Origin of the sequence: Pseudomonas sp. Z5-35, assembly GCF_051131945.1 — a bacterium.
In the GTDB taxonomy this organism is placed as follows: Bacteria; Pseudomonadota; Gammaproteobacteria; order Pseudomonadales; family Pseudomonadaceae; genus Aquipseudomonas; species Aquipseudomonas marvdashtae.
In genome coordinates this window covers 4,759,185-4,772,421 of the sequence record NZ_CP071640.1, presented here as the reverse complement: position 1 = coordinate 4,772,421, position 13,237 = coordinate 4,759,185, and the positions used below count along the sequence as shown (strand labels likewise).

Genomic DNA, 13,237 nt, shown 5'->3' with positions numbered 1-13,237 from the left:
CAAAAAACTAACTGGATGGTACATATTGAATTGCTCAAAGAAACCGGCAGCCCAATAATCGGCTGACTCTTTTAAAAAGCGGCGCACTTTTGTAGCCGACGCCTGTCCCGGGAGCCGAATTCATGCAGCGTTCCATTGCCACCGTTTCGTTGAGCGGTACCCTGCCGGAAAAACTCGAAGCCATTGCCGCCGCCGGTTTCGACGGGGTGGAGATCTTCGAGAACGACCTTCTCTATTACGACGGCAGCCCTCGGGAAATCAGGCAAATGTGCGCCGACTTGGGCATTGCCATCACCTTGTTCCAGCCGTTTCGCGATTTTGAAGGCTGCCGTCGTGAACGCCTGGCGCGCAACCTGGAGCGGGCCGAGCGCAAATTCGACCTGATGCAGGAGCTGGGCACCGATCTCGTGCTGGTGTGCAGCAATGCCGCCGCCGACAGCGTTGGCGATGAGCAAATCCTGATCGATGACCTGCGGCTCCTGGCCGAACGGGCCGGCGCGCGGGGCTTGCGCATTGGTTATGAGGCATTGGCCTGGGGACGGCACGTGAATACGTATCAACAGGTCTGGAACATCGTGCGCCAGGCCGATCATCCCAGCCTCGGCGTATTGCTCGACAGCTTTCACACTTTGTCCCTCAAAGGCGACCCGAGCGCCATTGCCGAGATCCCTGGCGAGAAAATTTTCTTCGTGCAGATGGCCGACGCGCCCATCCTGGCGATGGATGTCTTGGAATGGAGTCGGCATTTCCGCTGTTTCCCGGGGCAGGGCGAGTTCGACCTGCCGGGCTTCCTGGCACCGATCATCAAGAGTGGCTACACCGGGCCGCTGTCGTTGGAAATCTTCAACGACGGATTTCGCGCCGCGCCGCCAAGGGCCAACGCGGCCGACGGTTTACGGTCGCTGTTGTACCTGGAGGAAAAAACCCGTCAGCGGCTGGCCGAAGAAGTGCCTGCTCACAACAGCGACATCCTGTTCACGACGCCGCCAGCCAGTGAATACAAGGGCGTCGAATTTCTCGAATTCGCTGTGGACGACAACCTCGGCGCCAAACTCTCCCATTGGCTGGAGCAGTTGGGGTTCGTCAAGGCGGGACAACATCGGTCCAAGAATGTCAGCCTGTTGCGCCAGGGCGATATCAACCTGATCCTCAACAGCGAGCCTTATTCCTTCGCCCACAACTTTTTCGAAGCCCACGGCCCGTCGCTGTGCGCGACGGCGGTGCGGGTTCAGGACAGCGCTTGTGCCTTGGAGCGGGCTGTCGCCTACAAGGGCCAGCCCTATCGTGGCCTGGTGGGGCCCAATGAGCTGGAACTCGCGGCGGTGCGTGCGCCGGACGGCAGCCTGATTTACCTGGTGGACCAGGACGCCGATGTCTATGGCACCGATTTCAACCTGCAACCGGGTGCGGTGATCGGCGCCGGGCTCAAGCGCATCGATCACATGGCGATGGCGCTGCCGGCCGACAGCCTCGACAGTTGGGTGCTGTTCTACAAGAGCCTGCTGGATTTCGAGGCTGACGATGAAGTGGTGCTGCCCGATCCCTACGGCCTGGTCAAAAGCCGTGCGTTGCGCAGCCGCTGCAGTTCGATCCGTTTGCCGTTGAACATTTCCGAGAACCGTAACACCGCGATCTCACATGCACTGTCGAGTTATCGCGGTTCCGGTGTGCATCACATCGCCTTCGATTGCGATGACATTTTCGCCCAGGTCAGCCGCGCCAAGGAGGCGGGCGTGCCGTTGCTGGACATTCCGTTGAACTACTACGACGACTTGGCGGCGCGTTTCGATTTCGACGACGAGTTTCTCAGCGAACTGGCGTATTTCAACGTGTTGTACGACCGTGACGCTCAGGGTGGCGAGTTTTTTCATGTCTACACCGAACCGTTCGAAGGGCGATTTTTCTTCGAGATCATCCAGCGCAAGAATGGCTATGCCGGTTACGGCGCGGCCAATGTCGCGGTGCGGCTGGCAGCGATGGCCAAGTCCCGTAGCGGTGGGGTGCGGCACGCCAAGTTGTAGTGAAATCGTAAACGCGGCGGCAATGCGCGACGCCGTGGCTTCCTTCACTGCGCGGTGCGGCCCATAATCGCCAACCTGTGCAGTGATGGCCGTGAGCCCGCAATGACTATGAATCCAGAGCTTTCCGCAGTCGCCGAAGAACCTGTCGCCGCGCCGCGCAGGAGTCGCAAGAACAACCCGGAGAAAACCCGCGAGAACATTCTTCAGGAAGCCATCGTCGAGTTCGTCCAGCAGGGGCTCGCCGGCGCGCGGGTCGACGCCATCGCCGAGCGCATCCACACCTCCAAGCGCATGATCTATTACTACTTCGGCAGCAAGGAGCAGTTGTACGTCGAGGTGCTGGAAAAACTCTACGGCGATATCCGTACCACCGAGAGCCGCCTGCACCTGGCGGAGCTGGCGCCGATCGATGCGATCCGCCGGCTGGTGGAGTTCACCTTCGACCACCACGACCGCAACGTGGATTTCGTGCGCATCGTCTGCATCGAAAACATCCACAACGCCGAATACGTCAAGCAGTCCGGAACGATCAAGGCGATGACCAACACCATCCTCGATTCCCTGGGCGTGATCCTGCGGCGCGGCGCCGAAGAGGGCGTGTTCCGTGCGGGCCTCGAGCCGCTGGATGTACATTTGCTGATCAGTTCGTTCTGCTTTTACCGCGTGTCCAACCGCCAGACATTCGGTGAGATCTTTCAGATTGATCTGTCGGACGAAGTCGTCAAGCAGCGCCATCGGCAGATGGTTTGCGAGTCGGTGTTGCGGTATCTGCAAGCCTGAACCTCGTGGAGGCGAGCAGGCCCCCACGGGTTTTTCAGTGATTCATGCTCTGGAAGTGCGCCAGCATCCGCTGGGCATCCGGTGCCACGCCGCTGAACAGCTCGAACGCCTTGACTGCCTGGAACACCGCCATGGTGCCGCCATCCAGCGTGCGGCAACCCAAGGCCCGGGCGTTGCGCAGTAGTTCGGTTTCCAATGGGAAGTAAACGATTTCCGCCACCCATAATTCGCTTCGCAACAGCTCGACCGGCACTGGCATGCCAGGCAGTTTCGCCATGCCCATCGGCGTGGTATTCACCAACCCATCGGTCTCGATCATGGCACTGGCCAGATCCTGGCCGGCCCGGGCACGACCGGCGCCGAACTGTTGATTCAGATTGTTCGCCAGTGCCTCGGCACGGCTGGCCTCGACGTCAAAAATGCTCAGTGTCCCCACGCCTTCTGCCAACAGCGCGTGGGCGACTGCCGCACCTGCACCGCCGGCCCCCATCTGGACGACGTGGCGGCGCGAGACGTCGCCCAGGCCACGACGAAAGCCCTCGGCAAATCCCAGGCAATCGGTGTTGTGGCCGATGCGTTTGCCGTCTTTGAGCACCACGGTATTCACCGCGCCGATTCCGCGGGCTTCGGGCGACAGCTCGTCCAGCAATGGGATGACCGCCTGTTTGCACGGGAAGGTGATGTTCAGCCCGGTAAAACTCATGCGTTCGGCGGCTATCAACAAGTCGGGCAGGGCGCCGCTCTCGAGCTTCAGCGCATCGAGATCGATCAATCGATACAGGTAACGCATGCCTTGGGCATCGCCTTCGTGCTCATGCAGCGCCGGCGTGCGAGACGCCTGGATACCCGCGCCGATCAGGCCGGCCAGCACAGTGAGATTCGACATGCGCATCAACCCTTCAACCGCTGACTGAAATGTTCCAGGGCCAGGCGATAGCCGTGGCTGCCGAACCCGCACATCACGCCGATGGCCACCGATGAAACGAACGAGTGGTGACGGAACGTTTCACGGGCGTGGACGTTGGACAGGTGGACTTCGATTACCAGGACTTCACTGGCCACCAAGGCGTCGCGGATGGCAACCGATGTATGTGTCCAGGCCGCCGGGTTGATGATGATCCCGGTACACCGACCTCGGGCGCCGTGAATCCAGTCGATCAGCTCGCCTTCCTGGTTGGTCTGGCGAAATTCCACGGCCAGGCCGAACTCCTCGGCGGCGCGGCCGCATAACGCGGAAATATCAGCCAGGGTTTCATGGCCATAGGTCGCCGGCTCGCGGCTGCCGAGCAGGTTCAGGTTCGGGCCGTTGAGCACCAGAACGATCGGAGGCATCGCAAAATACTCCACATTTTTATTGTTGGTGTCGGCCGTGTTCCAGCCTGTGGAGACAAATTGTACTAGATGGTTAATTTGGTCAAATAAAGCAGCCGACATCGGCCAATAAGTGTTCGATGATCGAACACGGCTTTTTCAGGGGCGGGCAGTTGTGGCGAGGGAGCAAGCTCTCTCGCCACAGGGGTGTGACTCTGCTCAGCGCCGAGTCAACAACACCCCGGATTCCATGTGATGGGTCCAGGGGAACTGATCGAACAACGCGCAACGCGTGATGCGGTGCGTATCGTTCAACTGCGCGATATTCGCGGCGAGGGTTTCCGGATTGCAGGAAATGTACAGGATGTTGTCGAAGCGCCGGGTCAGCTCGCAGGTGTCCGGGTCCATGCCGGCGCGCGGCGGGTCGACGAAGACGCTGCCGAATTCGTAGCTTTTCAGATCGATGCCGTGCAGGCGACGGAACGGACGGACTTCGTTCAAGGCTTCGGTCAATTCTTCGGCGGACAGGCGCACCAGCGTGACGTTATCCACAGCGTTTTCGCTGAGGTTGCTCAGCGCGGCGTTCACCGAGGTCTTGCTGATTTCAGTGGCGAGCACTTTGCGCACGCGGGTGGCCAGGGGCAGGGTGAAGTTGCCGTTGCCGCAGTACAACTCCAGCAAATCGTCGCTGCGATCACCCAAGCTTTCATAAGCCCAGTTGAGCATCTTCTGGTTCACCGTGCCGTTGGGCTGGGTGAAGGCGCCTTCGGGTTGGCGATAGCTGAAGGTGCGGCCGCCGACGTCGAGTTTCTCCACTACGTAATCCTGGCCGATCACTTCCCGTTTGCCTTTGGAACGACCAATGATGCTGACGCCCAGGTCGGCCGCCAGTTTCGATGCCGCGGCGTGCCAGTGCTCGTCCAGCGGGCGGTGATAACACAGGGTGATCATCGCATCGCCGGCCAGAGTGGTCAGGAACTCCACCTGGAACAGCTTATGGCTCAGGGGCGCACTGGCCTGCCAGGCGGCCTTGAGTTGCGGCATCAATTGGTTGATGCGCAGGCTGGCGATAGGAAACTCCTCAATGAGGACCGGCGTGCGCTTGTCGTCCTGGGAGAACATCGCGTAATGGCGTTCGCCGGCTTCGCGCCACAGGCGGAACTCGGCCCGTAGGCGGAAATTCTTCAACGGCGAATCGAACACCACAGGCTCGGGTGCATCGAACGGAGCCAGCAGGTCGCGCAAACGAGCGACCTTGTCCTGCAACTGGGCGGCGTAGGCCTGGGAATCAAAAGTCATGCGTTGAACCAACCCAACTTGATAACGAACAGAATCGACAGGATGACCAGGGCCGGGTTCAGCTCACGACCACGACCGGACACCAGTTTGATGGCGGTCCAGGCGATAAAGCCAAAGGCGATGCCATTGGCAATGGAGTAGGTGAACGGCATCGCCAGGGCCGTGATGACCACCGGGGCGGCAACGGTGATGTCGTCCCAGTCGATTTCCGCCAGGCCCGAGGTCATCAGCACGGCGACGAACAGCAGGGCTGGCGCGGTGGCGAAGGCCGGGACGCTGGCGGCCAGTGGCGAGAAGAACAGCGCCAGCAGGAACAGGATAGCCACCACAATGGCGGTCAAGCCGGTGCGGCCGCCGGCACTGACGCCCGCCGCCGATTCGATGTAGCTGGTGGTCGTCGAGGTGCCCAGCAGCGAACCGGCCATGGCGGCGGTGCTGTCGGCAATCAGCGCGCGGCCCATCTTCGGCATGTGGCCGTCCTTGCCCATCAGGCCGGCGCGCTTGGCGACGCCGATCAGGGTGCCGGAGTTATCGAACAGATCGACGAACAGGAACGCGAAGATCACGCTCACCAGACCGATGTCCAGGGCGCCCTTGATGTCCAGTTGCAGGAAGGTCGGGGCCAGGGACGGCGGCGCGGAAACGATGCCGCCGAACGGCGTGAAGCCCATCAGGATCGAGACGACGGTGACCGCCAGAATGCCGATCAGCACCGCTCCGCGCACTTTCAGTGCTTCCAGGGCGACGATCAGGACAAAACCCAGGGTCGCGAGGATCGGTGCCGGTTGCTTTAGATCGCCAAGGCCGACCAGGGTCGCCGGGTTCTTCACCACGATGCCGGCGTTGTTCAGGGCGATCAGCGCCAGGAACAGGCCGATACCGGCGGCGATGGCCGAGCGCAGCGGCAGCGGGATGCTGTTGATGATCCATTCGCGAATGCGAAAGATCGACAGCAGGAAAAACAGCACGGCAGAGATGAACACCGCACCCAGCGCCACTTGCCAGGTATGGCCCATGTGCAGGACCACGGTGTAGGTGAAGAAGGCGTTCAAGCCCATGCCCGGCGCAAGGGCGATCGGGTAGTTGGCGATCAGGCCCATGGTCGCGGAGCCAATGGCCGCCGCCAGGCAGGTGGCGACGAACACTGCGCCCTTGTCCATACCGGTTTCACCGAGGATGCTCGGGTTGACGAACAGAATGTAGGCCATGGCCAGGAAGGTCGTGACGCCCGCCAGGATCTCGGTCCGCACGTTGGTGTTGTGTGCCTTGAGTTGAAACAGCCTTTCCAGCATGTCTGCTCCCCGTGGCGCGCCGGGCGCCGTGAATGTATCGACCTCAACAGCAAAGCACAGACCGCCATTGGCGCCCGGGATTTTCTGCTGGGTCGGAAAAAGCCGCGCATCATAGCAGCGCGGCGATGTGGCTGCGATCCTCGATGTGACGAGATGTGCCGAGGCAATTATTGGGCCATACTGCGCGCGATTCCGGGAGGTCGGTATGTATCGCATGAAGAAAATCGCTTGGGCATGGACATGGGGCTGGGCCTTGGGCTTGGGGCTGCCCGTGGCGGCCGCACACGCCGCATCGGCGCCGCCGCTGAGCGAGGTCAAGGTGCTCAAGGTCGAATCGCCGGCCTGCGGCTTCGAGGACATCGTCGCGCAGCAGGAACGGACCCGCTGCGATCACGGTGGCTCGAATATCAAGGTCTACGTGTTGGAAGTCGGCTACGGCCATCAGCCTCACGTCACGTTGGATGGCTTCGAGGTCGACGGCACCCGCTCGCCCGTGTGTGCATTCAGCAATGGCAACCTGAACGATTGTTCGGCCAGAACCAAGGTAGTCGGCTACCTCTATGTCTTCGACCTCAAGGGCAAGCAGGAAGGCACTTTCAGCTTCAGCAATGTGTCGATCAACGCACCGGGCAACCGGATGTCGACCCAGCTGTACATCAAATGACAACGTTCTGGACGCGCTTCGCCTGACACGGTCCGGCAAAGCTGGCTAGTCTTCAGGAACCACCCCGCGGAGAGTGCCCATGATTCTTGGAACCAAGATCCCCCGAGTCCTGATTGCCGTGGCCGAAGGCGTCGACGACTTGCAGACGGTGACGCTGATCGACGTGTTGCGTCGGGCGCAGCTTGAAGTGGTGGTGGCGAGTATCGAGGGCCGGCGCATGTTCACCTGCGCACGGGGCACGCGTTTGACCGCCGATGGCATGTTGGTAGACCTGCTGGTCCAGGACTTCGACTTGATTGTGTTGCCGGGCGGCATCATCGGCGCGCAACATCTGGCGGCCCATCAGCCGTTGCAGCAGTTGATCAAGGATCAGGCCGCCGCCGGGCGTTTCTTTGCCGCCATCGCCGAAGCGCCGGCACTGGTGCTTCAGGCTTTTGGTGTCCTGCGCCAGCGCCGCATGACTTGCCTGCCCACCGTGAGCCAGCAACTGTCCGGGTGCAGTTTCGTCGATCAGCCGGTGGTCGTGGATGGCAACTGCATCACCGCCCAAGGTTCGGCAGCTGCCGTGGCGTTTGCCTTGACGCTCGTGGAACAACTCAGCGGCAAGGGCGTGAGGAGCGTGGTGGCCGCTGAGTTGCTTGCCTGATCCATCACAAGCCGCGGGCCCCGGTGGCGAGGGAGCTTGCTCCCGCTCGGCCGCGCAGCGGACGCCGGCGTTTCGTCATTCAATTGCCTTGAACGCTCACCCCACCCTGAAGTCGTACCCCTTATGACGGCGGTTACCTAAAACGCCGCGTGTGTACGACCAACCGTGAGGTGTTCCATGAGCGCGACCCTGTCCGAAGCGACGCAGGCGTCCTACGCCAGTCATCCGATCCGTCTGACACTCAATGGCCAGGTGCGCGAGCTGCAGGTGTTGCCCTGGACTACGTTGCTGGACCTTTTGCGCGAGCAGCTTGATTTGGTGGGCAGCAAGAAAGGTTGCGACCACGGCCAATGCGGCGCCTGCACGGTGTTGCGTGATGGCAAGCGGATCAACGCCTGCCTGACCCTGGCGGTGATGTGTGACGGTACCGAGTTGACCACGGTCGAGGGCTTGGCCAATGGCGATGAGTTGCACCCGATGCAGCGCGCATTCATCAAGCATGACGCGTTCCAGTGCGGCTACTGCACGCCAGGGCAGATCTGTTCGGCGGTGGGCCTGGCCAACGAAGGGCGGGCACAGACCGGCGGTGAAATCAGCGAGCTGATGAGCGGCAATCTCTGCCGATGCGGTGCGTACAACAACATTCGCGACGCCATTGAAGAAGCCTTGCCGCTTTGCCAGCCACCGGGAGATGAGCAATGAATCCCTTCCGCTACAGCAAACCCGAGACCTTGCAGGCTGCCGTCGATTTGTCGAGCGCCACCTCACGTTTCATCGCCGGCGGCACTAACTTGCTGGACTTGATGAAGGAAAACCTCACCCGTCCCCAGCACCTGATCGATATCACCGGACTGCCTTTGGCGGACCTCAGCGAAACCCCCTCCGGCGGGGTCATGATCGGCGCGCTGGTGAGCAATGCCGACCTGGCCTGGCATCCTTGGATCGAACGGCGTTACCCGTTGCTTTCCCAAGCCATCCTGGCAGGCGCCTCGCCACAATTGCGCAACATGGCCAGCACCGGCGGCAACCTGTTGCAACGCACCCGTTGCTATTACTTTTACGACGCCAACGTGCCCTGCAACAAGCGCCGGCCCGGCAGCGGCTGCCCGGCCAGGAATGGCCTGAACCGGATCCACGCGATCCTCGGGGCGAGTGACCAATGTGTCGCGACGCATCCCTCCGACATGTGCGTGGCCCTGGCGGCGCTGGACGCGGTGGTCCATGTATTGGGCCGGGGTGGGGCGCGGACCATCGAGTTCGCCGATTTTCATCGCCTGCCGGGCGACGCCCCTGAGCGGGACAATCAACTGGCCGATGACGAGCTGATCACCTACATCGAGTTGCCTACAGCAGGTTTCGCCGAACACAGCCACTACTTGAAGATCCGTGACCGGGCCTCCTATGCCTTTGCGCTGGTGTCAGTGGCGGCGGCGCTGGAGCTGGACGGGCCGGTGATTCGCCAGGCTCGCCTTGCCCTCGGCGGTGTGGCCCACAAACCTTGGCGAGACCGGGCGGTGGAGAATTGGCTGACGGGCCAGACCGTCAGCCGCGAAACATTCACGGCCGCCGCCGATGCGCTGCTGCAAAACGCCGAGCCGCTGGAACACAACGGCTTCAAGGTCAAGTTGGCGCGCCGGGCTATTGTTCGCGCCTTGAGCGATGCCGCACTGACGGGAGGTGCCGCCCGATGAATACGTTGAGCAAATCCATGGGCCAACCCTTGGACCGAGTCGACGGCCTGCTCAAGGTCACAGGCCAGGCCCGTTACGCCGGTGAGTACCCTGAAGCCGGCTTGCTGCACGCCAGCGTAGTGTCCGGCAGTATCGCCCGGGGCCGCGTGTTGCGTATCGATGCCTCCAAAGCGTTGGCCTTGCCCGGTGTGGTCGCGGTGATCGACCACACCAACCGCCCCCGGATCGCCAGCTACGATGAGCCCTACCAGGATGCCGACGCGGCCGAAGGGTCGCCGTTCCGGCCGTTGTACAACGACCAGATTCTCTACAGCGGTCAGCCGCTGGCGTTGGTGGTCGCGCAAAACCTGGAACTGGCTCGCTACGCCGGTTCACTGGTTGAAATCGAATATGAAGTTGCCGACCACCAGACCGATCTGACGATCGTGCAAAACGAAGCCCATCCCGCCCCGGCCGAACTGCCCAAGCCTCGTGGGAATTTTCAGGGCGAGTACGCCAGCGCGGCCCTCAGCGTGGATGTGTCCTACAGCACGCCGATTGAACATCACAACCCGATGGAACCTCATGCTTGCACCGTGCTGTACCAACCCGACGGTAGCCTGCATATCCACGATAAAACCCAAGGCACCCAGAACTGTCAGGCGTATGTGCAGGAAGTGTTCGGACTGGAGCAGGACCAGGTCCGTGTATTTGCCGCGTTTGTCGGCGGTGCGTTCGGCTCCGGATTGCGCCCGCAGTATCAGTTGCCGCTTGCGGTAATGGCGGCGCTGTCGCTGAAACGTTCGGTGCGAGTCAGCCTGACACGCCAACAGATGTTTACCTTCGGTTACCGACCTCGGACTTTCCAGCGGGTGCAACTGGGCGCGGCCGCCAACGGACGGCTGCTCGCGGTAGCACACGGCGCCATTGGCCAGACCTCGCGCTTCGAGGACTTCACCGAACACGTGGTGGAGTGGAGTGGCATGCTCTATCACTGCGATAACGTGACGCTGACCTACAAGCTGGCACCTCTGGATGTCTATACGCCGTTGGACATGCGCGCGCCCGGTGCCGCCCTTGGTCTGATCGGCCTCGAATGCGCCATGGATGAGCTGGCCTGCGCCCTGGCGATGGATCCGGTTCAGTTGCGCTTGATCAACTATGCCGAGCGCAACGAGAACGAGGGCAAGCCTTATTCCAGCAAGGCGTTGCGCGAATGCTACGCCGAAGGCGCCGCTTGTTTTGGCTGGGACAAGCGCAACCCTGAACCGCGCAGCATGCGCGAAGGCCGGCAATTGGTGGGCTGGGGCATGGCGGGTGGCGTGTGGGAAGCGATGCAGCAGAAGGCCAGCGCCCGAGCGTCGCTGGACGCCAACGGCAAGTTGACGGTCAGCAGCGCCACCACGGACATCGGCACGGGCACCTACACCGTCATGACCCAGATTGCCGCCGAGGCGTCGGGCGTTGCCTTCGATGACGTCACCTTCGTCCTCGGCGACTCGTCGCTGCCAACCGCGCCGTTGCAGGGCGGCTCGTTCACCGTTTCGTCAGTGGGCACGGCGGTCAAGCAAGCCTGTGAGGCGCTGCGAGAAAAGCTCTTGGCCGTAGCGCGACAGAGCTGTCCCGCCTTCAGCGGCGCGACCCTGGAGCAAGTGACATTCGTTGACGGTGAACTGCGCATGGGGGAGGCCCGCGTCGCTTTGGCGCAACTGGCGCAAAAAAGCGGCGAGTCACCATTGCAAGCGCAAGTCACCGCCGAGCCTGATGAAAAACGCCAGGCCTACGCCACCGCCACGCACTCGGCGGTGTTTGTCGAGGTGCTGGTGGATGAAGATCTGGGCACGGTCAAAATCAACCGTGTGGTCAGCGCCATCGCGGCGGGCCGGGTGGTCAATCCGAAGACCGCTCGCAGCCAGATCCTCGGCGGCGTGGTCTGGGGCGTCGGCATGGCATTGCATGAAGAAACCCTGACCGATCACGCCTTGGGCCGGCACATGAACCACAACCTGTCCGAATACCATGTGCCGGTCAACGCCGACATCGGCGATATCGAGGTGATTTTCGTCGAGGAACAGGATGACATCGTCAACGCCCTCGGCTCCAAAGGCGTCGGAGAGATCGGCATCGTCGGCGTGCCGGCGGCGGTGGCGAATGCGATTTATCACGCCACCGGAAAACGGGTCAGGGACTTCCCGATCACCCTCGACAAGCTGCTCTAGGCTTTCGCTTCCTCAACCGGTTCGTGCATCCGGTCACGGTTGGCCAGGGTCGGGAACAGTTTGATCCAGGTCCCGGTCACCAGCAGCGTGCCGACACCGCCCATGACCACCGCCGGCACCGTGCCGAACCAGTGGGCGGTCAGGCCGGACTCGAATTCGCCCAACTGGTTCGAGGCGCCGATGAACAGCCCGTTCACCGCGCTCACGCGACCGCGCATCTCGTCCGGCGTCTCCAATTGTACGAACGAGGCGCGGATCACCATGCTAATCATGTCCGCCGCGCCCAGCACCACCAGCACCGCCAAGGAAAACCAGAATGACGTGGAGAGGCCGAAGGCAATCGTGGCGACGCCGAATATGCCCACCGCGGTGAACATCACCCGGCCGACCTTGCGTTCCACGGCAAACCGCGCCAGCCACAGCGACATCAGCAAGGCGCCCACCGCCGGTGCCGAGCGCAACAGGCCCAGGCCCCAAGGACCGGTGAGCAGGATGTCTTTGGCGAACACCGGCAGCAACGCCGTTGCGCCGCCCAGCAGCACCGCGAACAAGTCCAAGGAAATCGCCCCGAGGATGTCCGGGCGGCTGCGGATGAAACGAATCCCGGCCAGCAACGAATCCAAGGTTGCCTTGCCTTTGTTCAGCGGCGTCTGTCGGGCCGGCAGGTTGAGCATCAGGCAGCAGGCGATGATGTAGAGCAGCACGGTCGGCCCATAGACCCAGACGCTGCCGAAGGCGTAGAGCAAGCCGCCAAGCGCCGGGGCGACGATGGTCGCGGACTGCTGGGCCGATTGCGCGGCGGCGACGGCGCGGGGGAACAGCGCGGCCGGCACGATGCTCGGTAGCAGCGCCTGGGTGGTCGGCATCTCGAAGGAGCGGGCGGCGCCCAGCAGGAAGGCGAGGATGAAGATCATCTCCCGGGTGACGTTGTCGGTGGCACTACCGACCACCAGGGCCAGGGCGATCATTGCCTGCAATGACTGGCAGATCGCCGCGACCCTGCGCCTGTCGTATCGATCCGCCACATGCCCGGTGTGCAGCATGAACAGCACCCGCGGCGCGAACTCCACCAGCCCGACCAGGCCCAGGTCCAAAACGTTGCCGGTCAGTTGATAGAGGTTCCAGCCGATGGCCACGGTGAGCATCTGGAAACCGCTGGCGGTGAATATCCGGGCCAGCCAGAAGGCGATGAAGGGACGATGGTGACGGAGCAGCAGCGGCGCTTGGCTGGGCATCTAAGACAGGTCCGGTGAAGAGACCCCGAGATTATCACTGAGCTGTAACTGAAAGTTGCTATGGCTGGAAAAAATAGTTAGCCAAACATCGAACTGGACA

12 protein-coding genes are annotated in these 13,237 nt (G+C 62.1%); 7 read left to right on the top strand and 5 right to left on the bottom strand.

What is annotated here, in order from left to right; genetic code table 11:
• Positions 1–122: 122 nt before the first annotated feature.
• Together quiC and J3P95_RS21930 are read left to right on the top strand one after the other, a co-directional pair.
• Positions 123–2,021 carry a 3-dehydroshikimate dehydratase QuiC gene (quiC, locus tag J3P95_RS21935; RefSeq protein ID WP_434579685.1) on the top strand — a complete coding sequence of 633 codons (1,899 nt, stop codon included), beginning with the start codon at positions 123–125 and terminating at the stop codon, positions 2,019–2,021.
• A gap of 102 nt (positions 2,022–2,123) precedes the next feature.
• Positions 2,124–2,801: a TetR/AcrR family transcriptional regulator gene (locus tag J3P95_RS21930; RefSeq protein WP_434558733.1), complete on the top strand. Its 678-nt coding sequence runs from the start codon at positions 2,124–2,126 to the stop codon at positions 2,799–2,801.
• A 34-nt stretch (positions 2,802–2,835) separates the two neighbouring features.
• Here J3P95_RS21930 and J3P95_RS21925 read toward each other — a convergent pair whose 3' ends face one another.
• From J3P95_RS21925 to J3P95_RS21910, 4 genes are all read right to left on the bottom strand, one after another.
• Positions 2,836–3,687, bottom strand: coding sequence for a shikimate dehydrogenase (locus J3P95_RS21925; protein ID WP_434558732.1), 852 nt, complete (start codon positions 3,685–3,687; stop codon positions 2,836–2,838).
• 5 nt (positions 3,688–3,692) lie between these two features.
• Complete coding sequence (gene aroQ / locus J3P95_RS21920) at positions 3,693–4,133, bottom strand: type II 3-dehydroquinate dehydratase (protein ID WP_434579687.1); 441 nt, start codon at positions 4,131–4,133, stop codon at positions 3,693–3,695.
• Positions 4,134–4,331: 198 nt separating this feature from the next.
• Entirely contained in the window at positions 4,332–5,411 is a 1,080-nt protein-coding gene (trmA, locus tag J3P95_RS21915) for a tRNA (uridine(54)-C5)-methyltransferase TrmA (RefSeq protein WP_434558730.1), read from the bottom strand.
• A complete protein-coding gene (locus tag J3P95_RS21910; RefSeq protein WP_434558729.1) occupies positions 5,408–6,703 on the bottom strand; it encodes an NCS2 family permease in 1,296 nt (431 codons plus the stop codon). Before J3P95_RS21910 ends, trmA begins: the two co-directional genes overlap by 4 nt.
• A 205-nt stretch (positions 6,704–6,908) precedes the next feature.
• Between J3P95_RS21910 and J3P95_RS21905 the strand changes: the two genes are divergently transcribed.
• From J3P95_RS21905 to J3P95_RS21885, 5 genes are all read left to right on the top strand, one after another.
• Complete coding sequence (locus J3P95_RS21905; protein ID WP_434558728.1) at positions 6,909–7,367, top strand: DUF4879 domain-containing protein; 459 nt, start codon at positions 6,909–6,911, stop codon at positions 7,365–7,367.
• 79 nt (positions 7,368–7,446) lie between these two features.
• Positions 7,447–8,013 carry a DJ-1 family glyoxalase III gene (locus J3P95_RS21900; protein ID WP_434579691.1) on the top strand — a complete coding sequence of 189 codons (567 nt, stop codon included), beginning with the start codon at positions 7,447–7,449 and terminating at the stop codon, positions 8,011–8,013.
• Positions 8,014–8,190: 177 nt separating this feature from the next.
• Positions 8,191–8,715 carry a (2Fe-2S)-binding protein gene (locus tag J3P95_RS21895; protein WP_434558727.1) on the top strand — a complete coding sequence of 175 codons (525 nt, stop codon included), beginning with the start codon at positions 8,191–8,193 and terminating at the stop codon, positions 8,713–8,715.
• Positions 8,712–9,704, top strand: a complete 993-nt coding sequence (locus J3P95_RS21890) for an FAD binding domain-containing protein (protein WP_434558726.1) — start codon at positions 8,712–8,714, stop codon at positions 9,702–9,704. Before J3P95_RS21895 ends, J3P95_RS21890 begins: the two co-directional genes overlap by 4 nt.
• Positions 9,701–11,902 (top strand): xanthine dehydrogenase family protein molybdopterin-binding subunit, encoded by a 2,202-nt coding sequence (locus tag J3P95_RS21885; protein WP_434579693.1) that lies wholly within the window; start codon positions 9,701–9,703, stop codon positions 11,900–11,902. The genes J3P95_RS21890 and J3P95_RS21885 overlap by 4 nt, the downstream gene beginning before the upstream one ends.
• Here the strand turns inward: J3P95_RS21885 and J3P95_RS21880 are convergent.
• Positions 11,899–13,137 carry an MFS transporter gene (locus J3P95_RS21880; protein ID WP_434558724.1) on the bottom strand — a complete coding sequence of 413 codons (1,239 nt, stop codon included), beginning with the start codon at positions 13,135–13,137 and terminating at the stop codon, positions 11,899–11,901. The genes J3P95_RS21885 and J3P95_RS21880 overlap by 4 nt on opposite strands.
• Positions 13,138–13,237 lie beyond the last annotated feature (100 nt).